Raw genomic sequence first — 25,004 nt, 5'->3', positions numbered from 1 at the left:
TTCCTCCTTTCTTATTTGTTTAATGTACTTACAGCATTTTTAACTGTTACTAAAGTCTTATTAGCACCAGGAACATTCCCTTTAATTAAAAGAACATTGTTTTCAACGTCAGCTTTTACAATTTCAAGGTTTTGAATAGTAACACGATTGTTACCCATTCTTCCTGGTAATTTCATACCTTTTACAACACGGTTAATAATAATACCTAAACTACCTGGACGGCGATGGTATCTTGAACCATGAGTTTCGGGTCCTCTACTTTGGTTATCTTTTTTGATGTTACCTTGGTATCCATGACCTTTTGTTTTTCCAGTTACGTCAACGATGTCTCCAGCTTCAAATATATCAGCTTTGATTTCGTCACCAACATTATATTCACCTAAGTCGACATCCTTGATTTCTCTGATGAAGCGCTTAGGAGTAGTATTTGCTTTTTTAACATGACCTTGTTCTGGCTTGTTACTTAAAACAGCGCGTTTTTCGTCAAATCCTAACTGAATTGCTTCGTAACCATCAACATCATTATTCTTAACTTGAGTAATAACGTTTGGAGTTACATCAACAACTGTAACGGGAACTAATTCACCGTTTTCAGTAAACACTTGAGTCATACCGACTTTTTTACCTAAGATTCCTTTTCTAGTCATGAGTACACCTCCGATATTGTGTATTTATAATTATAATTTAATTTCGATATCAACACCACTTGGTAAATCTAATTTCATTAATGAATCAACAGTCTTTGGTGTTGGATTCAAAATATCAATTAAACGTTTGTGTGTTAACATTTCAAATTGTTCTTGTGTCTTACTGTATTTAAATGGTGATGCCAAGACAGTGTATAATGCACGATCTGTAGGCAATGGAATTGGACCAGAAATTGTAGCACCAGTTCTTTTTGCTGTTTCAACAATTTTTTCTGCAGCTTGGTCCAAAATACGGTGTTCGTAAGCTTTCAAGCGAATTCGAATTTTTTGTTTTGCCATTGTGTTCCCTCCTCGTCAATTTTTAAAATATGACTAACTCCGTGAAAATTACCGCCGCACCCACATGGCAAAGCGGCCGGGTGTGTCGCAACCTTTCACATCGCAGCTGTCTGTACGTTTTAAAGTAGATATACTAGTCCCTAAAAACAAGTACTATTTTATAATACTAGATAGAACCTTTAATTTCAAGGGTTTTATCTAAAAATATAATATAAAAAATTTTTAGTTTTATAAAGCATTTTATATAAAATAACAAAAAAATAGATGACTGTTTTTTTAACAATCATCTACTAAAAAATATTTTTTATTCTTCTGTTGAATTACCACCGTTTTTCTTGATGATATCTTCTTGAATTGATTTTGGTACTGGTTCGTAATGATCAAATGTCATTGTAAATGTACCTCTACCTTGGGAAGCTGAACGTAATTCAGTTGCATAACCGAACATTTCTGATAATGGAACATATGCATTAATCAATTGAGCATTAGCACGATTTTCCATACCATCAACACGTCCACGACGAGCAGTAACTTGTCCCATAACATCACCCATGTATTCTTCAGGAACAACAATTTCAACTTTCATTAATGGTTCAAGAATAACTGCTGCTGCTTTTTTAGCAGCTGCTTTAAGAGCCATTGATGCAGCAATTTTGTAAGCAGCTTCAGAGGAATCGACATCATGGTAACTACCATCATATAATTTAGCTTTAATATCAATTAATGGATATCCAGCAAGAACACCATTTTCCATAGCTTCTTTTAGCCCTTGTTCAACTGATGGAATGTATTCTCTAGGAACAACTCCTCCAACAATTGCATCTTCGAATTCAAATCCGGCACCTTCTTCATTAGGTGAGAATTCAACCCAAACATGTCCATATTGACCTTTACCACCAGATTGACGAACAAACTTACCTTCAGCATCAACAGTTTTTGTAAATGCTTCACGATATGAAACTTGAGGAGCACCAATAGATGCAACAACATTAAATTCACGCTTCATACGTTCAATAATAATATCTAAATGAAGTTCTCCCATACCGGCAATAATTGTTTCACCAGTTTCTTTATCAGTTTCAGCTTTAAAAGTTGGGTCTTCTTCAGAAAGTTTTTGTAAAGCAACATTCATTTTATCTTGGTCAGCTTTTGTTTTTGGTTCAACTGCTACTTGAATAACTGGTTCTGGGAATTCCATTGATTCCAAGTTAAGAGGATGATCAGTATCAGTTAGTGAATCACCAGTAGTAGTATTCTTCAAACCAATTGCAGCTGCGATATCACCAGAAAATACTTCTGGGATTTCTTGTCTATGGTTTGAATGCATTTGTAATAAACGACCTACACGTTCACGTTTGTCTTTTGTTGAGTTCAATACATATGAACCAGAAGCCAAAGTACCACGGTAAACACGAATAAATGTCAAACGACCTACATATGGATCAGTTGCAATTTTAAATGCTAAGGCAGCAAATGGTTTGCTATCATCAGCTCTTAATTCGATTTCTTCTTCAGTTTCAGGATCAGTAGCCTTGTAAGGACGAACATCTAATGGAGATGGTAAGTAATCATGAACACCATCCATTAATAATTGAACACCTTTATTCTTAAATGCTGTACCACCAAATACTGGGTAGAATTCAAGATTTAGGGTAGCTTTACGGATTGCTGTTTTTAATTCATCAGTGGTAATTTCTTCTTCACCTAAGAATTTTTCCATAATATCATCATCAGTATCAGCAACAGCTTCAATTAATGCATTATGACGTTTTTCAGCTTCTTCTTTGTAATCGTCTGGAATATCAATGATATCCCAAGCTTCACCAAGTTTATCTTCATCATAAACATTAGCTTTCATTTCGATTAAATCGATTAATCCGATAAAGTTATCTTCTGCACCCATTGTCATTTGAACAGGTTGTGCATTTGCACCTAAACGATCTTTAATTGTTTGAACAGAATAATCAAAGTTAGCACCTAACTTATCCATTTTGTTAACAAAAACAATTCTAGGAACTGAGTAATCAGAAGCTTGACGCCAAACAGTTTCAGTTTGTGGTTCTACACCAGCTTGAGCATCTAAAACTGCAATTGCACCATCAAGAACACGAAGTGAACGTTCAACTTCAACAGTAAAGTCCACGTGTCCTGGAGTATCGATAATGTTTACTCGATCACCCTTCCATTCAGCAGTAGTTGCAGCTGATGTGATTGTAATTCCACGTTCTTGTTCTTCTTCCATCCAATCCATTTGTGAACCACCATCATGAGTTTCACCAATTTTATGAATTTTACCAGTATAATACAAGATACGTTCAGTAGTAGTAGTTTTACCAGCGTCAATATGAGCCATAATACCAATATTTCTGGTTTTTTCTAGCGGAAATGCACGCTTGTTAGCCATATAAGTTTATCTCCCCTCGATAACTTTCTTTTAAAAAGGTGGCTAAATATTTAGCCACCTATCAATAAGTAATTATTAGTCTGCTTTTTTAACAGTAGATTACCAACGATAATGTGCAAATGCACGGTTAGCTTCTGCCATTTTATGTGTATCTTCACGTTTCTTAACAGCTGAACCAGTATTGTTTGAAGCATCAATAATTTCTTTTGCAAGACGTTCAGTCATTGTGTGTTCACCACGTGAACGTGAGTAACTAACGATCCAACGTAGACCTAAAGTAGTTCTTCTACCAGGACGTACTTCGATTGGAACTTGGTAGTTAGATCCACCAACACGACGAGCCTTAACTTCAAGTACAGGCATAATGTTGTTCATTGCTTCTTCAAATACTTCAACTGGATCATTACCAGTTTGTTCCTTAACCATATCAAATGCACCATATAAAATTTGTGATGCAGTTCCTCTTTTACCATCTAACATCAAGTGGTTAATTAGTTTAGAAACTAACTTTGAATTGTAGATAGGATCAGGAAGAATTTCTCTTTGTTGAATTTTTCCTTTTCTAGGCATTAAAAGATCCTCCTCTTAAGCTTATTTATTATTTCTTAGGTTTCTTAGTACCATATTTTGAACGACCACGACGACGGTCACTAACACCAGCAGTATCTAGAGCACCACGAACAACGTGATATCTAACTCCAGGTAAATCCTTAACACGACCACCACGAACTAGAACAACACTATGTTCTTGTAAGTTATGACCGATACCTGGAATATATGCTGTTACTTCGATTAAGTTTGATAAACGAACACGAGCATATTTACGTAAAGCTGAGTTAGGCTTTTTAGGGGTCATTGTTCCAACACGAGTTGCAACTCCACGTTTTTGAGGAGCAGCGTTACTAGTTGGTTTTTTCTTGTAACTGTTATATCCATAGCCTAAGGCTGGGGATTTTGATTTAGAACTTATAGATTTACGACCTTTACGAACTAATTGGTTAATAGTAGGCATCTAAAAAGTCCTCCTTTCATATATTTTCAAATTTTAAGTCCACACATCCAGGTGGTTCATTTTTTTGTATAAAAAAACCGGATGTGTATTCATCCATTTGTACTTCATAAACAATCAGCATGATTGTTACATTGGTAACCTGTTTCAAAGCACTTTAAAAATCATAACACCGTTCATTAAAAGTGTCAATCTTACTTGCCTATTTTTCGTATTTATCATTTGGAGGATAATCAATAATGATAATTTATATTTTTATAATTGGAACTGTAATTGGTTCCTTTCTCAATTTAATGGTTGAAAGAATAATCAGAAAAGAATCGTTTATATTTGAAAGGTCGAAATGCTTAGGCTGTAATCAACAAATACCTGAATATTGTTTAGTTCCGATTTTAAGCTATATCTTGCTTAGGGGAAAGTGTTTAAATTGTAAAATAAAAATTCCATCATACTTTCCATTATTTGAATTTATTTATGGAATAAATACTTTAATTTTTTATATGACAGAAAATATTCTATTTTTTTCAGTAACTACCATTTTACATTTAATAAGTATTTCAGATATATTAACCAAAAGATTCCCATGCCAATTTAGTTGGTTATTAATAATAATAGCAATAATTAATACTAACTTTAATTATTTGGAAGTATTAATTACTTGCATCATTGGTTTACTGATATCTAAGCTAGGATTTTTAGATAATAAAATAGGTAATGGTGATATTGATTTAATTATAGTTCTTATTCTTATTTTTAATTTATTAAACGCTTCAATTATCATATTTATTAGCTCTTTGTCTGCTTTAATATATCTCCTTTTAAATAATAAATTACGTATTATTCCATTCATTCCTTTTATATACTTCGGAACTATCGTATTTTTAGTGCTTTCTTATCTAAAATTTTCATTGTATTAGCCTTAAAAAAATGTTAAATTTAAAAATAATAAAACTACTTATATAAGGCTGTAATCGGTCAGCTGTATCTACCCGAAACCTTAATTTCGGTCTATAAGTAAAAAGAATGAAAAACATCTTTTTACTTTCAATCAAGTGAAGAGATGTTTTTTTAATTAAGGAGCCCTATTATGAAATTATTAGAAGACAGAATTAAGCAAGATGGAAAAATTATATCAGACGATATTTTAAAGGTTAATTCCTTTTTGAACCATCAAATCGATCCAAATTTAATGAATGAAATTGGTAAAGAATTTGCAAGAAAATTTAAAGATAAAAACATTACTAGAATTATTACTGTTGAAACATCAGGAATTGCTCCTGCACTAACAACCGGATTAGCTTTAAATGTTCCAGTTGTATTTGCAAGAAAGAATAAGTCAGCTACTTTAAATGAACCAATGTATGAAGCAGATGTATTCTCATTTACAAAAACCGCCAATAATAAAATTTCAATCGATAAGAATTTTATTGATCAAGACGATAATATTTTAATTATCGATGACTTTCTAGCTAATGGTGAGGCTACTAAAGGCGTAATCAAAATCGTTAATGAAGCTAAAGCTAATATTTCTGGTATTGGAATTGTTATTGAAAAATCATTTCAACCTGGAAGAAAATGGTTAAATGATAATGGTTATGAAGTTGAATCATTAGCACGAATTAAATCTTTAGAAAACGGTAAATGCACATTTATGGAGAATGATTAAAAATGAATAAAAATAGTAATATTTTTCAAAATTCTATTCTCGGTTTACAACATTTACTTGCAATGTACTCTGGTGCTGTTGCAGTTCCTTTATTAATTGGTACTGCATTGAATTTTACTCAAGAACAAATGACTTATTTAATTTCAATTGACATCTTCATGTGTGGAATTGCAACCTTTTTACAATTATTCAAAAATAAGTATTTTGGTATTGGATTACCTGTTATTCTAGGATGTGCAGTACAAGCTGTCGAACCATTAAAAATGATTGGAAAAAATTTCGACATTAATACAATGTATGGAGCAATTATAGTTGCTGGAATTTTCGTCCTATTAATATCAGGTGTATTTTCAAAAATAAGAATATTATTCCCAAGTGTTGTTACGGGATCGTTAATAACTGTAATTGGTTTAACTCTAGTTCCAGTTGCAATTCAAAATATTGGTGGCGGTAATTCAAATAGTAATAACTTTGGTAATCCAACCAATTTATTATTAGGATTCATAACTATTTTAACTATTATTTTAGTACAAAGATTTGCTAAAAAATTCATCAAATCTATTGCAGTTTTAATTGGAATTTTAGTAGGAACACTTTCTTCTAACATTTTTGGAATGGTAAATCTATCTCCAATTTCAGAAGCTAAATGGATTCATTTACCGCAATTATTTTATTTTGGTACTCCTAAATTTGAATGGTCTTCATCTTTGACTATGATAATTATTGCAATTGTTTCTTTAGTTGAATCAACAGGTGTTTATTTCGCTATTAGCGATTTAACTAAAACTAAATTATCATCTAGTGATTTAAAACGAGGATATCGTTCTGAAGGTTTAGCTCAAATATTTGGAGGATTATTCAACACTTTTCCTTATACTACATTTTCTCAAAATATTGGCCTTATGGAAATATCAGGAATTAAAAGTAAAAAACCATTATATTTTTCAGCAGGATTCTTAGTTGTCCTCGGTTTATTACCAAAGGCTGGAGCTGTTGCAACAATTATACCTACTCCAGTACTGGGTGGAGCAATGTTAGTAATGTTTACAATGATTAGTGTTCAAGGCATAAAAATGCTTTCAAAAATTGATTTTTCAAATGATGGAAATTTATTAACTGTTGCTTTATCAATTGGATTAGGCTTAGGAGTTACAATTTATCCTAATATTTTTTCTCAACTACCGACTTCATTTCAATTATTTTTTGGAAACGGAATTGTTATCGCCAGTTTTACATCAGCAATCTTGAATTTAATATTTAATGGTATTAAAAAAGAGTAAAGTTGATTGTACTATAATTTATTCAAAGCAATTTTTTGATACTTAATCGAAAAATTGCTTTTTCTATTTAAATATATAACCAAAAAAGACCCTTTAATTTAAAAATTAAAGGGTCTTTTTTATTGTTACTTATTATTTGAGTCTTCTTCTTCCATCTTCTTTTCAAGATCTCCAATAGAATAAACTCCACTTGGATTAGCACTAACAACTTCTTCAGGCTTAATATTTTCATATTGTGAAACACCTGTACCAGCTGGAAGTAATTTACCAATAATAACATTTTCTTTAAGTCCGACAAGAGGATCAACTTTACCACGAATAGCAGCATCGGTTAATACACGAGTTGTTTCTTGGAATGAAGCAGCTGATAAGAAACTGTTGGTTTCAAGTGCAGCTTTAGTAATACCAAGAAGAACAGGTCTTGCAGTAGCAGGAATTTGTCCGGAAACAATTGCATTCTTGTTTCTTTCCTTAAATTCATTAATATCTAATAAAGTACCAGGAAGAATGTCTGTATCACCAGGATCCATGATTCTAACCTTACGTAACATTTGTCTTACCATAATTTCAGCATGCTTATCTGAAACTTCTACACCTTGTCGACGGTAAACTTTTTGAATTTCACCTAACAAGTATGTTTCAACTGATAATACGTCACGAACTTTAAGCATTTCTTTTGGATCAATTGAACCTTCATCGATAGAATTACCACGATGTAAAGTATCACCTTCTGCTACTTTCATTCTTGCATTAATTGGAACCTTATAAGTTCTAGTGTCGGCGTCACCTTTAATAGTAACTTCTTTGACACCTTCAGCAGGATTTTCTTCAATTAATTCAACAATACCGGTAACTTCAGAAATAACAGCTTTACCTTTTGGATTTCTAGCTTCAACAATTTCTTGAACACGAGGAAGTCCTTGAGTAATATCGGCATTACCAGCAACACCACCAGTATGGAAGTTTCTCATAGTTAACTGAGTACCTGGTTCTCCAATTGATTGTGCAGCAACTGTACCAACAGCTTCTCCAACTTCAACTTCATCACCAGTAGCTAAGTTTCTACCATAACATCTTTCACATACTCCATGAACAGCGTTACAAGTAAATGCAGATCTTATTGAAACTGATTCGATATCAGCATCAATGATTTTTTGTGCTTTTTCTTCATCAATCATTTCATTTTTCTTAACAATGATTTCATCAGTATTTGGTACTTTAACTGTCTTCATTGCAGTACGACCTAAAATACGGTCATATAATGATTCGATAACTTCATTACCTTCTGTTAAAGCACTAACAACTAATCCACGATCAGTTCCACAATCTTTTTCACGAATGATTACATCTTGTGCAACATCAACTAAACGTCTAGTTAAGTAACCAGAGTTGGCAGTCTTCAAGGCTGTATCAGTCATACCTTTACGGGCACCATGGGTTGAAATAAACATTTCTAAGACAGAGAGTCCTTCACGGAAATTAGAAGTAATTGGTAGTTCCATAATTTCACCACTAGGTGATGCCATCAATCCACGCATACCAGCTAATTGAGTAAAGTTAGAGATATTACCACGAGCTCCAGAATCACTCATCATAAAGATTGGGTTTTGAGGATCAAAACTTACCATTAATTTATTTTGAATTTCATCTTTTGCATCATTCCATACACCAACAACACGTTCATATCTTTCTTGATTAGTAATCAATCCACGACGGAACTGTTTAGTGATTGTATTTACTTGCTTATGAGCTTTTTCAATAATTTCTGGCTTTTCAGTTAAGTTAGTAATATCAGTAATACCAACTGTTAATCCAGACTTAGTTGATTTATCATTACCTAAATCCTTAATTCTATCTAATAATAGAGAAGTTTCAGTAACTTTATATTGATTGTAAACTTCAGCAATAATATCACTTAAGAATCCCTTATTAAATGGATAAATGATTTCAGCATTAGCTAGATAATCATTAATATCTTGACCTTTTTCTAAGAAAAATTTATCTGGAACATAACCATTAAGGTTGGTTGATGTTGGCTCATTCAAGTAAACAAGTTTTTCAGGTAGGATTTGGTTAAAAATAACTTTTCCAACTGTAGTAACAAGAATTTTATCTTTTTGATCTTCAGTGAATGGTTTATTTTCATAAGCACTAGCTTTAATACCAATTCTTGAATGCCAATGAGTTAATCCGTCACTATATGACATTTTAACTTCATCAGGATCATTAAAGATCATTCCTTCACCTTCACGGTTTTCTTCTTCCATTGTTAGATAGTAGTTACCAATAACCATATCTTGTGATGGTGTAACAACTGGTTTACCATCTCTTGGAGCAAGAATATGACCAGCAGCTAACATAAGAAGACGTGCTTCTGCTTGCGCTTCATCTGATAATGGAACGTGAATTGCCATTTGGTCTCCATCAAAATCGGCATTATAAGCTGCACAAACTAATGGATGAAGACGCATTGATTTACCACTAACTAAAACTGGTTCGAAAGCTTGAATACCAAGTCTATGAAGTGTAGGTGCACGGTTCAATAGAACTGGATGTTCTTTAATGGTATCTTCTAATACTTCAAATACTGAATCATCTTGTCTTTCGATTTGACGCTTAGCATTTTTAATATTTGAAGCTAAATCACGTTTAACCAATTCATGCATTACAAATGGTTTAAATAATTCTAAGGCCATTTGCACTGGAAGTCCCATTTGACTCATTTGTAAATTAGGACCTACATCAATAACTGAACGTCCAGAATAATCAACACGTTTACCAAGTAAGTTTTGTCTGAAACGACCTTGCTTACCTTTTAATAAGTGAGAAAGTGATTTCAATGGACGGTTACCAGGACCAGCAACTGGACGACCACGACGACCATTATCAACTAATGCATCAACTGCTTCTTGTAGCATACGTTTTTCATTTTGTACGATAATACCAGGTGCATTTAAATCAAGTAAACGTTTTAAACGATTATTTCTATTAATTACACGACGGTATAAATCATTCAAATCAGAAGTAGCAAAACGGCCACCTTCTAGTTGAACCATTGGTCTTAAATCAGGTGGAATAACAGGAATTGCATCCATTACCATCCATGACAATTTATTACCTGATGTTAAGAAAGCTTCTAAAATATCTAGACGACGAACAGCTCTTGTTCTCTTTTGACCAGTAGCCTTTTTAAGTTCAGTCTTAAGTTCATCAACTTCTTTTTCAATATCAACATTATCAAGTAAAGTTCTAATTGCTTCTGCACCAACTTTAGCTTCAAAACGATTACCATATTCACGCTTCTTATCACGATAATCTTGTTCTGCTAATAGTTGCTTTGGTTCCATTGGTGTATTACCTGGATCAGTAACAACATATGAAGCAAAGTAAATAATTTCTTCAAGTGCTCTTGGACTCATGTCCAATACTAATCCCATACGACTTGGGATTCCTTTAAAGTACCAAATGTGAGTTACTGGAGCAGCTAGTTCAATATGCCCCATTCTTTCACGACGTACTTTAGCTCTTGTAACTTCAACTCCACAACGGTCACAAACGATTCCTTTATATCTAATACGTTTATATTTTCCACACGCACATTCCCAGTCTTTTGTGGGACCGAAAATTCTTTCATCAAACAAACCATCTTTTTCTGGTTTTAAAGTTCGATAGTTAATAGTTTCTGGTTTTTTAACTTCACCAAATGACCAGCTACGCATTGTCTCTGGTGAGGCTAAACCAATTTGCATACTATTAAATTTATTAACATCAACCATTGAAGATACCCCCTTTATTCGTTATTACTATCATTATCAGAAGAATTCAAATTATGATCTACTGTTTCTTGTGTTTCATTTTTATCTTGGGTATTTTCATCTTTATTTTCATTTAATTGACTTAAAGCATTAACGTTAACAACGTCATTTTCATCACTTTCATCAATATCACGTAAATCAATATTATTTTGGTTTGAATCCAATACTTCCATATTTAGACCTAATGCTTGTAATTCTTTAACAAGTACTCGGAATGATTCTGGAACACCTGGTTTTGGAATTGGTTCACCTTTAACAATTGCTTCATAAGTTTTAACACGTCCAACAACATCATCAGATTTGTAAGTTAAGATCTCTTGTAATGTGTGAGCTGCTCCATAAGCCTCAAGAGCCCAAACTTCCATTTCACCAAATCTTTGACCACCAAATTGAGCTTTTCCTCCAAGAGGTTGTTGAGTAACTAATGAGTAAGGTCCAATTGCTCTAGCATGAATTTTATCTTCAGACATATGGTTAAGTTTAAGATAATTCATAACACCAACAGCTATTTTCTTATCAAAAGGTTCACCAGTACGACCATCATAAACTACACTCTTACCGTCTGAATCCATTCCGGCTTCTTTAACTGCATCCCAAACATCTTCATCTCGTGCACCATCAAATACTGGACTAGCAACATGGATACCAAGTTTTCTAGCAGCCATACCTAAATGAAGTTCAATAACTTGTCCAATATTCATACGTGAAGGAACACCCATGGGACTTAATAAAATATCAACTGGAGTACCATCTGGTAAGTATGGCATGTCTTCTTGTGGAATAACAATTGAAACAGTACCTTTATTACCATGACGTCCGGCCATCTTGTCTCCAACTTGAAGTTTACGTTTTTGAGCAATATAAACACGAACTAATTTATTAATACCTGGTGATAATTCATCACCATTTTCTCTTGTAAATACTTTTACATCTTGAACAATTCCATCTGATCCATGAGGTACCTTAAGAGAAGTATCTCTTACTTCACGAGCTTTTTCACCAAAAATGGCGTGTAATAATCTTTCTTCAGATGATAATTCTGTAACCCCTTTTGGAGTAACTTTACCAACTAAAATATCACCATCATGAACTTCAGCACCCACACGGATAATTCCATCTTCATCAAGATCTTTAAGAGAATCTTCTCCAACATTAGGAATTTCCCTTGTCATTTCCTCAGGTCCTAATTTAGTATCTCTAGTTTCAGATTCATATTCTTCAATATGAATTGAAGTATAAACATCTTCTTTAACTAATCTTTCATTAATACCAATAGCATCTTCAAAGTTATAACCTTGCCAAGTCATGAAAGCAACAACTGGATTTTGTCCTAAAGCAAGTTCTCCACTTTCCATTGCAGGACCATCAGCTAAAATTTCATCAGCATCTACACGATCATTAACATGAACAATTGGTGTTTGATTATAGTTCTTTCCACCATTAGAACGTTGGAATTTCATTAATTTGTAAGTGTCTAATGCATCGTCATCACGTCTAACGCGAATTTCATCAGCATCAACATATTCAACTATTCCAGAGTATTTAGCAACTTTTGCAACTCCAGAGTCATGTGCAGCTTTATATTCAATCCCAGTACCAACAAGTGGAGCATGTGGTTGAATCAATGGAACTGCTTGACGTTGCATGTTAGCACCCATTAGAGCACGGTTAGAATCATCATTTTCCAAGAAAGGAATACATGCAGTTGCAACAGCAACTACTTGTTTAGGTGAAACATCCATGTAATCAACATTTTGAACATTTGTATCAACATATTCAGACTTATCACGAGCCATTACTGTGTCATTAGCAAATGTACCATCTTCATTTAAAATTGAGTTAGCTTGTGCAATAACGAAATTATCTTCATCATCAGCAGTAAGGTAATCAATTTTATCAGTAACTTTATGAGTCTCCCAATCAACACGACGATATGGTGATTCAATGAATCCATATTCATTAACACGTGCATAACTAGATAAACTATTTATCAATCCAATATTTGGACCTTCGGGAGTTTCAATCGGACAGATACGACCATAGTGGGTATAGTTAACATCACGAACTTCATATCCAGCACGATCTCTGGTAATACCACCAGGTCCAAGGGCTGAAAGACGACGTTTATGAGTTAATTCACCAAGTGGATTAGTTTGATCCATGAATTGAGACAATTGTGAAGAACCAAAGAATTCTTTAACAGATGCAACAACTGGACGAATATTAATCAATTGTTGTGGAGTAACTGTAGAAATTTCTTGAATTGACATTCTTTCACGTACCACACGTTCCATTCTTGAAAGACCAATTCTAAATTGATTTTGTAATAATTCACCAACTGATCTAACACGACGATTACCTAAATGGTCAATATCATCAGTAACTCCAATTCCTTCTTGTAAGTTTAAGAAGTAATTGATTTCAGCAAAAATATCTGAAACAGTAATATGTTTATAAGTGCGATCCTCATTATTGTTTCCAATCATTGAAACGACTTTTTCAGGATCCTTTTCAGAATATACTTTAATGATTTGAACAGATACTGGTTCAGTAACTACAGCTTCTTCAGAAGGATTAAATGTGTATGATTTAAATTCATGATTATCTAAGTAGCCACTTAAAGTCTTCAATAAATCACGATCAATTACATCATCTTTTTTAGCAATAATTTCTCCAGTTTCTGGATCAGCTAATGTTTCAGCCAATGTTAAACCAAGTAAACGATGTTTTAAGTTTAATTTTTTATCGGTTTTGTATCTTCCAACAGGAGCCATATCATAGCGTTTAGGATCAAAGAATCTTGTAGTTAATAAGTTTCTTGATGAATCAGCAGTTTTAGGTTCTCCTGGACGAAGTCTTTCATAAATATCTTTTAGTGATTCTTCAACTCGTGAATCTTCAGCATTTTTGTGAACATCTTTTTCAATTGTTAATGCAAGACTATCATTAGTATTACCAAAAATATCAACAATTTCATCATCAGAACCAAATCCTAATGCACGAACTAGTTCAGTTAATGGTAATTTTCTTGTTCTATCAATTCTTACGTGAGAAACATTTTTTGCATCATTTTCAAATTCCATCCATGCACCACGGTTAGGAATAATTGTTGCACCAAAAATATTTCTACCATTCTTATCGGGTTCTGAACTATAGTAAGCTCCTGGAGAACGTACTAATTGTGAAACAATAACTCTTTCAGCTCCATTAATAATAAAAGTACCTTGATCTGTCATCAATGGGAAATCACCAAAGAATACATCTTGAGTTTTAATTTCACCAGTTTCATGATTAGTTAATTTTAAAGTAACGTGTAATGGTGCTGAGTAATTGGCTTCATGATCTTTAGCCTCATCAACAGTATATTTTGGTTCTAATAATTGATAATCAACAAAGTCTAATGAAAGCTTACCTTGAAAATCATCAATTGGCATGATGTCTTTAAACATTTCTCTTAGACCTTGATCTAAGAACCAGTTATAAGAATTTGTTTGAACTTCAATTAAATTTGGTAAGTCCAAGATCTTCTTGATTCTGGCATAACTTCTACGAGTTCTGTGTTTTCCGAAATTAACAATTTGTCCTGCCAAGTTATTCACCTCTCCTAAAAATTCAAAGAATTGAAATATTACAATTTGCTTACAAAACACGATTATTTAACTAAATAATTGATTTTTAAGCAAAAAAAATCCAAAAATGACAATATTTTTCTCATTTTTGGTTCCATATAAAGGACCTTTACAGACAATAGATTGTAAAGATCCATTCAATTCAAAATAAATACTTTTTAAGTATACTTGTTTTAAAAATTAATGTCAAATAAAAAAGAGTGATTAAAATCACTCTTTTATTTAATCGAAACTTTTTCTTTTTGATTACTAATTGCCATGGTAATTGATCCTTTTTTGGCACCAATTGTGATACTATCACCTGATTTAAATTCACCTGCAAGAATTTTTTCACTAAGTTCATCTTCCAATTCATTTTGAATTGTACGACGAATAGGACGAGCACCATATTCTGGTTGATATCCTTTTTCAGCAATTAAATCAATTGCGGATGAAGTTAATTTAACTTTAATTCCTTTTTCTTCAATTCTTTTAATTAAATCTTTAGTCATTAATTTAACAATTTGATGTAATTCATCTTTATTTAATGAATGGAAAATAATTGTTTCATCAATTCGATTTAAAAATTCAGGTTTAAAGTATTTCTTCATTTGCTCTTGAATTGTTGACTTCATAGCATCATAACTCTCAGTTTCTTCTTCTGATCCGAAACCAACTGTTTTCTTATCACGCAACACTGTTGCACCTAAATTAGAAGTCATAATAATTACAGTATTTCTAAAATCAACTTTGCGTCCTTTAGAATCTGTTATATAACCATCATCTAAAACTTGTAATAATAAATTAAATACATCTGGATGAGCTTTTTCAATTTCATCAAATAAAACAACTGAATAAGGTTTCTTTCTAACTTTTTCAGTTAATTGTCCACCTTCATCATATCCAACATATCCTGGTGCTGAACCAACTAATCGACTAGTTGAATATTTTTCCATATATTCAGACATATCAACTCTAATTAAATCATCTTGTGATCCAAACATTTCTTTTGAAAGTTCTTTAGCAAGCTCTGTCTTACCAACCCCAGTTGGTCCAAGGAAAATAAATGAACCAATTGGTCGATTAGGATCTTTAATTCCACTTCTTGAACGTCTAATAGATTTCGCCACTGCAGTAACAGCTTCATCTTGTCCAATAACATTTTTATGAAGTGTCTTCTCAAGATTAACCAATTTCTTTGCATCATTAGCTTTTAAATTAGTAACTGGAATTCCAGTCCATTCAGAAACAATCTTAGCTACATCTTCACTTGTTTCTTTAAGGGTTAATTTTGCTTTGTTATCTTTTTTATCTAAACTATTTGATTTATTTAAATCATTAATATCAGTTCTAAGTTGTGCTTCTTTTTGTCTAATCTCAATTGCATCATCAAATCTTTGTTCATTAATTGCAGTTTCCTTTTCATCGATGATTTCGTTTAATTCAGACTCCATTTTAGGTAGTTTATCATTAGTATCTAAGCTCTCGATTCTTACCTTTGCAGCAGCTTCATCCATTAAATCAATTGCCTTATCTGGTAAAAATCTTTCAGTAATATACCTATTAGATAAATCAACTGCACTTTCAATTGCTTCATCAGTAATTTTAACTTGATGATGTTGTTCATATTTAGTACGTAACCCAGAAAGGATTTGTTTTGCTTGATCAACGGTTGGTTCATCAACCGTAATAGTTGCAAATCTTCTTTCTAATGCAGCATCACTTTCAATATTCTTCTGATATTCATCTAGTGTTGTAGCACCAATTAATTGAACTTCACCACGAGCTAATGCTGGTTTTAAAATATTAGCCGCATCAATTGCGCCTTCAGCACCACCAGCACCAATCAATGTATGCAATTCATCGATGAACAAGATAACGTCTCCACTATCTTTAATTTCTTGAATGATTTTTTTCAATCTATTTTCAAATTCACCACGATATTTTGTTCCTGCAATTAAACTACCCATATCAAGCATCATAACTCTTTTATTAAGCATGTCACTTGGTACCAATTTATTAATAATTTTTTGGGCTAGTCCTTCAGCAATCGCAGTTTTACCTACACCAGGTTCACCAATTAAAACCGGATTATTTTTGGTTCTACGACTTAAAATTTGAATTGCACGCTTAATTTCCTTATCACGACCAATAATTGGATCCAAATGATTATCACGTGCCATTTTATTCAAATCTCTAGCAAATTCGTCTAGAGTTGAAGTACTATCTTGGTTTCCATTATTACTTTCAGTTGCATTTACACTCTTGAAAATTTCTGGGACACCCATTTTTCTTAGCATAACTTGACTAATTTTATCGCCATCAATACCTAATGCTACAAGTATTTTTGAAGCAAAAGTATTTCTATCAGCTGTAATAGCTAAAAGTAAATGTTCAGTTCCAACTCGGTTAGAACCCAATTTTTTTGATAGGTCATTAGCAAGCATTAATGACTCTTTAGTTTTTGGTGAAAATTGTAAATAAGTGTCTTTATCAGCATCTAAATTACCATAACCAACAAGTGTTTCAATCTCATCTCTTACATCATCCTGAGTTAAAGCTAATTGTTGGATTGTTGAGTAAGCAACACCACTTTTTTCAATTGTTAGCGCCAATAGAATATGTTCTGTTCCAACCGATTGATGTTTAAAAAATCTCGCTTGAACTTGTGCAATATTCAAAACATTTTGCGCACTAGGAGTATACAAATTATCCATTAAAAATTCCTCCTCTATTTAACATTCATATTTTAATCTTTCAATTATAGAAATCAAAATTTTTGCTCTTATCTTATTCTCATCAATTGGTTCTTTTGAAAAAATTCTTTTATCTAAACTAACAGATAATAGTGTTTTTTCACGATTAGTTATTAATTGATTATTAAATAAAGTTTGCAAAATTTTGAAACTCTCTTGTTGCGAAATCGAATTTCCAACATATTGTATCAAATCATCAAGAAATGAAAAATTATCTACTATATTAACTTTTTCAATCTTGATGTACCCTCCTCCTCCACGTTTACTTTTAACTAAGTATCCGTTTTGAATGGAAAATCTTGTCTTAATCACATAATTTATTTGAGAAGGTACAACATCAAATAAATCAGCGACATCAGACCTACATATTTCAATCCATTCACAGTCATCATTTTCGAAAAGGCTCTTTAAATAATTTTCAATTACCTCAGAAGCATTTTTACCTTCCATAATAGATAACTCACCCCAACTTTGACTAATGTTGACATTCATTATACAAAGAAAGATAAAAAAAGAAAAGCATAAATGCTTAATAAACAAAAAAATCGGATTAGAATAAATTCTAATTCCGATTTTATATACTATCGGGAAGACAGGATTCGAACCTGCGACCCCCTGGTCCCAAACCAGGTGCTCTACCAAGCTGAGCCACTTCCCGAAAAATGCACCTAGTAGGACTCGAACCTACAACCTTCTGATTCGTAGTCAGACACTCTATCCAGTTGCGCTATAGGTGCATATATAATATGAAAAAATGCCGAGGACCGGGATCGAACCGGTACGGTTATCACTAACCGCAGGATTTTAAGTCCTGTGCGTCTGCCAATTCCGCCACCCCGGCAAACTAATATAATATAAACAAAAAAAGCGGAAGACGGGATTCGAACCCGCGACCCCAACCATGGCAAGGTTGTGCTCTACCCCTGAGCTACTTCCGCAATATGCCGACTAGACGATTCGAACGCCCGACCTCATCATTACTAGTGATGCGCTCTAGCCAACTGAGCTAAGTCGGCAAAAAAATGAAACAATGCGGGCAAAGGGATTCGAACCCCCACGTCCTAAGACACTAGAACCTAAATCTAGCGCGTCTGCCAGTTCCGCCATGCCCGCATGAAAAAGTTTTTATTTAATTACTCTGGCAATGAGCCGTGGCAGGTTCGAACTGCCGACCCTCTGATTAAAAGTCAGATGCTCTACCGGCTGAGCTAACGGCTCAATGGGGGATACAGGGCTCGAACCTGTGACCTCCTGCTTGTAAGGCAGATGCTCTCCCAACTGAGCTAATCCCCCATTGAAGTAGTTACATATATCAACGCAACTACTTAATAGTAACAAATAAAAACTTTACTGTCAACAACTTTTCAAAACGTTATTAACAACCTCTTCTGAAGTACATTAATTATTATATCTTAAACATATTTAAAAAGCTATACTTTTTTTCAATTTATTGAATTTTTTCTAATCCATTCATATATGGTTGTAAAACTTTAGGAACATTAACTGAACCATCTTCATTTTGATAGTTTTCTAAAATTGCAGCAACTGTTCTACCTACAGCTAATCCAGAACCATTTAGTGTATGAACATATTGTAATTGATCATTTTCATCACGATATTGAATATGTGATCTTCTTGCTTGAAAATCTAATGTATTTGAACAACTCGAAATTTCACGATAACGATTTTGCTCTGGCATCCATACTTCTAAATCATATGTTTTAGCTGCTGTAAAACTCATATCTGAAGTTGTTAATTCGATAACATGATAAGGAATTTCTAATTCTTTTAATAAACTTTCAGCATGTGCTGTAATTTCTTCCAAAGCATTCCATGAATCTTCTGGTTTAGTAAATTGAACCATTTCAACTTTATTAAATTGATGTAGTCTAATTAGTCCTCGAGTATCTTTACCAGCACTTCCTGCTTCAGATCTAAAAGCTGGTGATAACGCAGTGAATTTGGTTGGTAGTTGTTCATCAGATAATATTTCATCGCGATAATAATTAACCAATGGAACTTCAGCAGTTGGAATCATTGTCAAATCTGTATCTTTGATTTCAAAACCGGCTTGAGTTTCTTTGAATTTTGGAAATTGACCTGTACCAAACATCGATTCTGAATTAACCATATAAGGTGGAATCACTTCAGTGTATCCAGCTGCATCATTTCGATCTAGATAGTAATTATAAATTGCTCTTTCAAGCATTGCACCTTTTCCAACATAATATAAAAATCTTGATCCAGAAACTTTAGCTCCTCTTTGAAAATCAAGAATATTTAAATCTTCTCCAATTTCATAATGAGCTTTTGGTTTGAACTCAAAATTTCTTGGTTCTCCAATTTTTCTTAATTCAATTGAGCCTTCTTCAGTTAAACTAACTGGTACATCATCAGCTGGAATGTTAGGAAGATGAGTTTCAATATTGTTTTGTTTTTCTTTAACTTCTAATAATTGAGCATCAAAATCTTTTATTTGTTGTCCAACTTCTCTCATTCTAGTAATTTGTTCATCAGCATTTTCTTTATTTCTTTTTAATTGAGAAATTTTATCTGAAACTTCATTTCTTTCAGCTTTTAATTTTTCAGTATTTACAATTAAATCTCTTCTTTTTTCATCTAAACTTATTAGTTCATCAATTGTACTAGCATCAACGTTTCTTGTTGCTAACTTTTCTTTTACATATTCTACATTTTGTCGAATCATTTTCATATCTAACATATTTATTTTCCTCCTTATAATAAAAAAGACACTCATCCACAATAATTGGGACGAATGTCTTTTCGCGGTACCACCCAAGTTCTTAACTAAATAAGCCCTCGTATAATTGGTAACGGTTATTAACCGTGCAGGATTAACTGCCCATTGAATTAATGTACTGGAATTTCGACTTAATAGCTTTCACTAACCGCTACTTCTCTGAAAATCTACTTTGGCACATATTGTTTTTCTATTTGTAATTAATACTATTACATTTAAAATCAAATAACAACCAAATTATCTTAAATTGTCTTTAACTTATCATCAATCATTTTTATAACTTGTTCTTTTGCTTCAGAATCTTCAACAAAATCATATTTATCACCATCAATTTTTAATTTAGGTGAATAATTGTAATTATCAAACCATTCACTATAGCGACTATTCAAAGTTTTATAATAATCGTAAAGACTTGGGTCATTATCAATTTGTTCAAAAGAACGACCCCTTTTCTTTATTCTTGATAACATTGTTTCGAATGAAATATCGATATAGATAAGTAAATCTGGATTCTTTTGATAATTGGAATTTTCTAATTGTTCCATCATATTATCTAGCAATGAATCATAAGTATCTACCTCAACTTCAGTAGCTCGCCCTAAATCAGCATTAGAATGAAACAGTAGTGAATCTTCATATATTGAACGATCCATTACATTAAAATGATTACCATTTGCCTCTTTAATTGCATCTAATCTTTTATTTAAAAAATAGATTTGTAATAAAAAAGCATATTTTTTTGGATCTTTATAAAATAAAGGCAATATTTCATTATCATCCACTGATTCATAAAATCCAGTTGAATTAAGATGGTCAGTTAAAAAATTAGTTAATGATGTTTTGCCGGCACCAATTGTACCTGAAAGGACGATCATAATAAAAACTCCTATTTGTCTATTTTTCTACCTTACTTGGTGACACATCAACTTCATCAAGTGGTACAACTTTAGTCTTTTTAATAAATTTGTATCCTAAATATAAAATAACCACTAGTGGGACACTCATATATGTTATCGCAATTTCGAATAAATTGAAATTAGCAAATGCATTTACGTTCTGACCAGCTATCACAACCAAACTTAACAACAAAGCTAAGATTGGACCCAATGGGAACCATTTTGCATGATACTTAAGTTCATTTAATTGATGTCCTTGTTTTACAAAAGCTTTTCTAAAGCGATAGTGTGAAATTGCAATTCCCATCCAAGCAATAAATCCAGTCAAACCAGATGCTGCAACTAACCACATATAAATTTTAGGTCCAATAAAACTTGTAAGGAAAGTTAATAATGAAACTAATGTTGTAGCTAATAAAGCATAAATAGGAATTCCATTTTTGGATGTTTTAGCAAATATTTTAGGAGCATATTTTTCATCCTTAGAATCGGCCATTGAATATAGCATTCTAGTTGATGCATACATTCCAGAATTTGCAGAAGAAATTACTGAAGTTAAAATAACAGCATTCATTATACTTGCTGCACCAGCTAATCCAGCTCTTTGAAAAACAATTGTAAATGGCGAAATTGCCACATTAGATTCACTAGAACCTAATAAATCTGGAGAAGTATATGGAATAATCGCTGCAATTATAACAATCGTAAAAATATAAAATAAAATAATACGCCAAAATACTTCATGAATTGCTTTTGGAACACTTTTATGTGGATCTTCAGTTTCTCCAGCTGTAATTCCAACCAATTCAGTTCCTTGGAATGAAAATCCAGCAACTACAAAGACTGATATAATCGCAGGAATTCCACCAACAAATGGAGCTTGTTTATAAGTGAAATTACTAAACCCGACTGCATGACCACCCATAATTCCTAAAATTGTTAAAACTCCAACAACTAAAAAGATTATAATTGTCACTACTTTAATTAAAGACATCCAAAATTCTGTTTCACCAAAAGCAGAAACAGACATAATATTGATAGAAAAAATTAAACCTAAAGCAATTGCACTCCAAATCCACATTGGTACATCCGGTAACCAAAATTTCATAACTAACGCAGCTGTAGAAATATCAACTGCTACAGTAATTGCCCAGTTAAACCAATAGTTCCATCCCATCGCAAATCCTAGCGCAGGATCAACATATTTAGCAGAATAGACTGAAAATGAGCCTGAAACAGGCATATTTGTTGCCATTTCACCTAAACTAGTCATTAAGAAGTAAACCATTGCTCCCATCAAAATATATGCGATTAACGCTCCACCAGGACCAGCATCATGAATTGTTGCACCACTCGTTACAAATAACCCTGTTCCAATACAACCACCTAGTGCAATCATCGAAATATGTCTTGATTTCAATTCTCTTTTTACTTCAGTTGCTGCATTTTCATTCTTTTTTGCAGACATAAAAATCCTCCTTAAATTCAGAAAAAAGCCTGTATCAAAATAAAAAAATACCCTCCAAAAAGAGAGGGTATCAAGAGATAAAATTGATAATAAAAGCTCCTCGCATTAAAAAATGCGACAGTCCTTGATTTATTAAATCAAGACCCAACCAATTAATTGAATTAAATCAACTGATTTCGGCAATGCACCCTTTTAAATTTAATCATAAATGTAATTCCATTTCATAAATTTTACTAATGTGAAATGCGCCTCTTCTTTAAATTTTTTATTTAATTTCAGATTAGATTATAACTAATTTAATTAATTATTACAAATTAAAAATACGAGTTTCTAAATATTTTCATCTGACTCATTTTTCTTGAATGTCTAATATAAAATGCTTTACTAAACTGCAACCATGCATAAGCAACTAAAAATGCAGCAACAGTATCAGATGGGAAATGTGCACTTAAATAAATTCTTGAAATCATTACTAAAATAACCAAAATCAAAACAAACAATTTAAGAATAAATCTAGTAAATTGTTTTTTTATCAATGGAATAATAACTACCCAAAACACTGCAGCCAATAATACAAATCCTAATGTATGTCCACTTGGAAAACTATATCCATCATCAGATGGTAAATGTAATGTTGGTCTTGGTCTTTGAATAATTTCTTTAAGAATAAAGCCAATAAAATCTCCACCTAAAACTAGTCCAATTGAAAATACTGCTGGTAGTTTAAACTTAAATCCCCATAAAATAAATGCAATTATAAAAACCCACAGTAGCGTCATTTTAGGACTTGCTATAAAACTAATAGACTTATATAAGATATCTTGAAAATTAGAATGATGACTCTGAAGTGTTCCTCTAACAGAAGAATCTAAAAAATTTAGATATCCTGCATTTATTTTTACAGCAACCGCTAAGACAATTGTTAGAATTACAGAAAAAATAAATCTAAACGGACGACTAATGTCTCTTTCAATCATTTAAAATTACCTCCGATTAATATGTAGTGAAAAGTATATCATAATATTTATAAAACAATGGTTGTAATTAACAAAATCATTATCAAATTTTAAAAATATAGTTTAAAATGTGAATATAAATATAAAAGGAGACCTTATGATGATTTATTCACTATTAATCATGCTACTAGTTGGAATCTTCGTAGGAATTTTAGGCTCAATCCTCGGAATTGGCGGCGGTATGATCATTACTCCAATTTTAACAATTGGTTTCGGTTTAGACATAAAATATGCAATTGGAGCCAGTATTATTGCAGTTATTGCAACAAGCTCTGGGTCAACAATTGCTTATTTAAAAGATAATATTTTAAATTTAAGAGTAGCCATGTTTTTAGAAATTGCAACTACAACTGGTGCAATTGCAGGTGCTTTATTAACTGGTCTTTTTAATCCCGTATTTCTTTACGTTTTATTTGGATTATTACTTTTTTATTCTGGGTTTAATATGATTAAAAAATTAAAAAAACAAAAAGATGAAATTAGTGATAAAGACGATAAATTAGCGGAAAAATTAAAACTTAATAGTTCGTATTATGATAAAAATTCAAATCAAACAATTAATTATAAAATTCAAAATGTTCCAGGAGGAGCATCCATGATGTTTGGTGCTGGTCTTGCGAGTGGATTGCTTGGAATTGGTTCTGGTTCATTTAAAGTTATTGCAATGGACTCTATTATGAAAATGCCATTAAAGCCATCTAGTTCAACCAGTAATTTAATGATGGGAGTTACTGCTTCTGCTAGTGCAACAATTTATTTTTTCAATGGATCAATCTTACCTGAAGTAGCTATTCCAATGGCATTAGGAATCATATTTGGTTCAGCCATTGGAGCACGTTTAATGCAAAAAATGACTCCTAGATTAATTAGAATTATTTTCATCCCAATTATTATATATTTAGGTTTACAAATGATTCTTAAAGGATTTGGGGTGAACTTATTATCATGACCAATAATGAAAAAAAAGCAACCAGTCAAGAAATGGAACAAATTGAAACTACAATTGGAAAAATATTAAGATATGGTGTCATAATTTCTTCAATTGTAATGATTATAGGATTGATTATGTATGTAATTATGGGATCAACTGGATATACTGAAAGTTTTCATTATAATTCGATTAGTGAATTAATAAATGGAATAATAAACTTTAAACCATATGCAATTATGATGCTAGGTCTTTTATTATTAATACTTACACCAGTCCTCAGAGTTGTGGTATCAATTTATTCATTTTATAAAGAAAAAGACTATTTATATGTTTATATTACAGTCTTTGTATTAATTATCTTAATTATTAGTTTTATAATTGGTATTGAACACTAAAAAAACTAGAGCA

General features: G+C 32.3%; 18 protein-coding genes, 8 tRNA genes and 2 riboswitches. Of the genes, 5 read left to right on the top strand and 21 right to left on the bottom strand.

Annotated elements, in window-relative coordinates; genetic code table 11:
* Positions 1–11 precede the first annotated feature (11 nt).
* The 5 genes from rplC to rpsL form a co-directional block, all read right to left on the bottom strand.
* Positions 12–647: a 50S ribosomal protein L3 gene (gene rplC, locus GSH19_RS01035; RefSeq protein ID WP_237026051.1), complete on the bottom strand. Its 636-nt coding sequence runs from the start codon at positions 645–647 to the stop codon at positions 12–14.
* A gap of 30 nt (positions 648–677) precedes the next feature.
* On the bottom strand, positions 678–986 hold the full coding sequence (rpsJ, locus tag GSH19_RS01030) for a 30S ribosomal protein S10 (protein ID WP_237026050.1): 309 nt from the start codon (positions 984–986) through the stop codon (positions 678–680).
* Between the two features lie 304 nt (positions 987–1,290).
* Positions 1,291–3,390, bottom strand: coding sequence for an elongation factor G (fusA, locus tag GSH19_RS01025; protein ID WP_237026049.1), 2,100 nt, complete (start codon positions 3,388–3,390; stop codon positions 1,291–1,293).
* 99 nt (positions 3,391–3,489) lie between these two features.
* On the bottom strand, positions 3,490–3,960 hold the full coding sequence (rpsG, locus tag GSH19_RS01020; protein ID WP_237026048.1) for a 30S ribosomal protein S7: 471 nt from the start codon (positions 3,958–3,960) through the stop codon (positions 3,490–3,492).
* A gap of 28 nt (positions 3,961–3,988) precedes the next feature.
* Positions 3,989–4,402 carry a 30S ribosomal protein S12 gene (gene rpsL, locus GSH19_RS01015; protein ID WP_237026047.1) on the bottom strand — a complete coding sequence of 138 codons (414 nt, stop codon included), beginning with the start codon at positions 4,400–4,402 and terminating at the stop codon, positions 3,989–3,991.
* Between the two features lie 236 nt (positions 4,403–4,638).
* Between rpsL and GSH19_RS07235 the strand changes: the two genes are divergently transcribed.
* The 3 genes from GSH19_RS07235 (at position 4,639) to GSH19_RS01000 (ending at position 7,345) form a co-directional block, all read left to right on the top strand.
* Entirely contained in the window at positions 4,639–5,316 is a 678-nt protein-coding gene (locus GSH19_RS07235; protein ID WP_370636114.1) for an A24 family peptidase, read from the top strand.
* A gap of 18 nt (positions 5,317–5,334) precedes the next feature.
* Positions 5,335–5,430: riboswitch (purine riboswitch) on the top strand.
* Positions 5,431–5,486: 56 nt separating this feature from the next.
* Positions 5,487–6,065: a xanthine phosphoribosyltransferase gene (locus tag GSH19_RS01005; RefSeq protein WP_237026045.1), complete on the top strand. Its 579-nt coding sequence runs from the start codon at positions 5,487–5,489 to the stop codon at positions 6,063–6,065.
* 2 nt (positions 6,066–6,067) lie between these two features.
* Positions 6,068–7,345: a nucleobase:cation symporter-2 family protein gene (locus GSH19_RS01000; protein ID WP_237026044.1), complete on the top strand. Its 1,278-nt coding sequence runs from the start codon at positions 6,068–6,070 to the stop codon at positions 7,343–7,345.
* Positions 7,346–7,470: 125 nt separating this feature from the next.
* On the opposite strand, the gene rpoC is transcribed toward GSH19_RS01000, so the two are convergent.
* The 16 genes from rpoC to GSH19_RS00920 form a co-directional block, all read right to left on the bottom strand.
* A complete protein-coding gene (rpoC, locus tag GSH19_RS00995; protein WP_237026043.1) occupies positions 7,471–11,121 on the bottom strand; it encodes a DNA-directed RNA polymerase subunit beta' in 3,651 nt (1,216 codons plus the stop codon).
* Positions 11,122–11,135: 14 nt separating this feature from the next.
* Positions 11,136–14,759 carry a DNA-directed RNA polymerase subunit beta gene (locus tag GSH19_RS00990; RefSeq protein WP_237026042.1) on the bottom strand — a complete coding sequence of 1,208 codons (3,624 nt, stop codon included), beginning with the start codon at positions 14,757–14,759 and terminating at the stop codon, positions 11,136–11,138.
* A 248-nt stretch (positions 14,760–15,007) separates the two neighbouring features.
* Positions 15,008–17,485 (bottom strand): ATP-dependent Clp protease ATP-binding subunit, encoded by a 2,478-nt coding sequence (locus tag GSH19_RS00985; protein WP_237026041.1) that lies wholly within the window; start codon positions 17,483–17,485, stop codon positions 15,008–15,010.
* Positions 17,486–17,503: 18 nt separating this feature from the next.
* Positions 17,504–18,016: a CtsR family transcriptional regulator gene (locus tag GSH19_RS00980; protein WP_237026040.1), complete on the bottom strand. Its 513-nt coding sequence runs from the start codon at positions 18,014–18,016 to the stop codon at positions 17,504–17,506.
* A gap of 92 nt (positions 18,017–18,108) precedes the next feature.
* Positions 18,109–18,182: transfer RNA gene (locus GSH19_RS00975), tRNA-Pro, on the bottom strand.
* Between the two features lie 5 nt (positions 18,183–18,187).
* Positions 18,188–18,261: transfer RNA gene (locus GSH19_RS00970), tRNA-Arg, on the bottom strand.
* A gap of 18 nt (positions 18,262–18,279) precedes the next feature.
* Positions 18,280–18,365, bottom strand: a tRNA-Leu gene (locus GSH19_RS00965).
* A 25-nt stretch (positions 18,366–18,390) separates the two neighbouring features.
* Positions 18,391–18,462 (bottom strand) — tRNA-Gly (locus tag GSH19_RS00960).
* Between the two features lie 4 nt (positions 18,463–18,466).
* Positions 18,467–18,540: transfer RNA gene (locus tag GSH19_RS00955), tRNA-Thr, on the bottom strand.
* A 15-nt stretch (positions 18,541–18,555) separates the two neighbouring features.
* Positions 18,556–18,637, bottom strand: a tRNA-Leu gene (locus GSH19_RS00950).
* Positions 18,638–18,669: 32 nt separating this feature from the next.
* A tRNA-Lys gene (locus tag GSH19_RS00945) sits at positions 18,670–18,742 on the bottom strand.
* A 2-nt stretch (positions 18,743–18,744) separates the two neighbouring features.
* Positions 18,745–18,817, bottom strand: a tRNA-Val gene (locus GSH19_RS00940).
* A gap of 154 nt (positions 18,818–18,971) precedes the next feature.
* Positions 18,972–20,246 carry a serine--tRNA ligase gene (serS, locus tag GSH19_RS00935; protein WP_237026039.1) on the bottom strand — a complete coding sequence of 425 codons (1,275 nt, stop codon included), beginning with the start codon at positions 20,244–20,246 and terminating at the stop codon, positions 18,972–18,974.
* A 281-nt stretch (positions 20,247–20,527) separates the two neighbouring features.
* Complete coding sequence (locus GSH19_RS00930) at positions 20,528–21,160, bottom strand: deoxynucleoside kinase (protein ID WP_237026038.1); 633 nt, start codon at positions 21,158–21,160, stop codon at positions 20,528–20,530.
* A gap of 19 nt (positions 21,161–21,179) precedes the next feature.
* Positions 21,180–22,649: an amino acid permease gene (locus GSH19_RS00925; RefSeq protein WP_237026037.1), complete on the bottom strand. Its 1,470-nt coding sequence runs from the start codon at positions 22,647–22,649 to the stop codon at positions 21,180–21,182.
* A gap of 85 nt (positions 22,650–22,734) precedes the next feature.
* A riboswitch (Lysine riboswitch) is annotated at positions 22,735–22,911 on the bottom strand.
* A 52-nt stretch (positions 22,912–22,963) separates the two neighbouring features.
* Complete coding sequence (locus tag GSH19_RS00920) at positions 22,964–23,626, bottom strand: phosphatase PAP2 family protein (protein WP_237026036.1); 663 nt, start codon at positions 23,624–23,626, stop codon at positions 22,964–22,966.
* 139 nt (positions 23,627–23,765) lie between these two features.
* Between GSH19_RS00920 and GSH19_RS00915 the strand changes: the two genes are divergently transcribed.
* Together GSH19_RS00915 and GSH19_RS00910 are read left to right on the top strand one after the other, a co-directional pair.
* Positions 23,766–24,614 (top strand): sulfite exporter TauE/SafE family protein, encoded by an 849-nt coding sequence (locus tag GSH19_RS00915; protein ID WP_237026035.1) that lies wholly within the window; start codon positions 23,766–23,768, stop codon positions 24,612–24,614.
* The gene (locus tag GSH19_RS00910; RefSeq protein ID WP_237026034.1) at positions 24,611–24,991 is read left to right on the top strand and encodes a DUF1634 domain-containing protein; all 381 of its coding nucleotides are present in this window, start codon (positions 24,611–24,613) and stop codon (positions 24,989–24,991) included. The genes GSH19_RS00915 and GSH19_RS00910 overlap by 4 nt, the downstream gene beginning before the upstream one ends.
* Positions 24,992–25,004 lie beyond the last annotated feature (13 nt).

This window comes from Lactobacillus sp. S2-2, from assembly GCF_021698855.1.
GTDB lineage: Bacteria > Bacillota > Bacilli > Lactobacillales > Lactobacillaceae > Fructilactobacillus.
Note: the sequence above shows the minus strand (reverse complement) of the source record. Positions and strands in the feature narration are given on the sequence as shown.

Coding starts and splice junctions, on each gene's coding strand:
- rpsG (WP_237026048.1), bottom strand. CDS start 3,960: ATGCCTAGAAAAGGAAAAATTCAACAAAGAGAAATTCTTCCTGATCCT.
- GSH19_RS00980 (WP_237026040.1), bottom strand. CDS start 18,016: ATGAATGTCAACATTAGTCAAAGTTGGGGTGAGTTATCTATTATGGAA.
- rplC (WP_237026051.1), bottom strand. CDS start 647: ATGACTAGAAAAGGAATCTTAGGTAAAAAAGTCGGTATGACTCAAGTG.
- GSH19_RS00930 (WP_237026038.1), bottom strand. CDS start 21,160: ATGATCGTCCTTTCAGGTACAATTGGTGCCGGCAAAACATCATTAACT.
- rpsJ (WP_237026050.1), bottom strand. CDS start 986: ATGGCAAAACAAAAAATTCGAATTCGCTTGAAAGCTTACGAACACCGT.
- GSH19_RS00915 (WP_237026035.1), top strand. CDS start 23,766: ATGATTTATTCACTATTAATCATGCTACTAGTTGGAATCTTCGTAGGA.
- fusA (WP_237026049.1), bottom strand. CDS start 3,390: ATGGCTAACAAGCGTGCATTTCCGCTAGAAAAAACCAGAAATATTGGT.
- GSH19_RS00920 (WP_237026036.1), bottom strand. CDS start 23,626: ATGATTGAAAGAGACATTAGTCGTCCGTTTAGATTTATTTTTTCTGTA.
- GSH19_RS00910 (WP_237026034.1), top strand. CDS start 24,611: ATGACCAATAATGAAAAAAAAGCAACCAGTCAAGAAATGGAACAAATT.
- GSH19_RS07235 (WP_370636114.1), top strand. CDS start 4,639: ATGATAATTTATATTTTTATAATTGGAACTGTAATTGGTTCCTTTCTC.
- rpsL (WP_237026047.1), bottom strand. CDS start 4,402: ATGCCTACTATTAACCAATTAGTTCGTAAAGGTCGTAAATCTATAAGT.
- rpoC (WP_237026043.1), bottom strand. CDS start 11,121: ATGGTTGATGTTAATAAATTTAATAGTATGCAAATTGGTTTAGCCTCA.
- GSH19_RS01005 (WP_237026045.1), top strand. CDS start 5,487: ATGAAATTATTAGAAGACAGAATTAAGCAAGATGGAAAAATTATATCA.
- GSH19_RS01000 (WP_237026044.1), top strand. CDS start 6,068: ATGAATAAAAATAGTAATATTTTTCAAAATTCTATTCTCGGTTTACAA.
- GSH19_RS00925 (WP_237026037.1), bottom strand. CDS start 22,649: ATGTCTGCAAAAAAGAATGAAAATGCAGCAACTGAAGTAAAAAGAGAA.
- GSH19_RS00985 (WP_237026041.1), bottom strand. CDS start 17,485: ATGGATAATTTGTATACTCCTAGTGCGCAAAATGTTTTGAATATTGCA.
- serS (WP_237026039.1), bottom strand. CDS start 20,246: ATGTTAGATATGAAAATGATTCGACAAAATGTAGAATATGTAAAAGAA.